Annotated in this window: 1 protein-coding gene; it reads right to left on the reverse strand. The window is 49.1% G+C overall.

Annotation, left to right across the window (positions count from 1 at the left end; genetic code table 11):
- Positions 1 to 414: cation:proton antiporter (locus DVK07_RS21875; protein ID WP_255410511.1), on the reverse strand; the 414-nt coding region annotated here is incomplete at its 3' end.
- Between the last annotated feature and the right edge of the window lie 24 nt (positions 415 to 438).

Below are 438 nucleotides of genomic sequence, written 5' to 3' on the forward strand. Positions count from 1 at the left end.
GGTCGCGCTGCCGACCTTCATCAGCCACAGCCAAATCAAACGCACGGCGATCAAACTAAAATAGATGATCACCACGTAAGCCAGCAGCGTCTCCAGGCTGATGGAATGATCGATACCGGTTTGCCCCACGGTGAAGTTCAAGATGCCTGGCAGCTGCAGCCCAAGCAGAATAAACACCATGCCGTTAAACACGAACTCGAGCATTTCCCAAATATTATTGGTGCGTAAACGCACCAGCGGCATGCTGCGATTCACTTTGGATTGGCCAATCATCATGCCGGCGCTGACGGCGGCCAGGATGCCGGATACGCCGATTCTTTCCGCAATCAGATAGCAGGAAAAGGGCAGTAACAGCGAGAAAATAATCTGAGTGGCGGAATCGTTATACATCCATTTATGGATGAACTTAACCATTTGATTGTAGAGAAAAACAATAAT

It is taken from the genome of Halorubrum sp. Atlit-26R (assembly GCF_003666015.1).
Taxonomy (GTDB): Archaea; Halobacteriota; Halobacteria; order Halobacteriales; family Haloferacaceae; genus Halorubrum.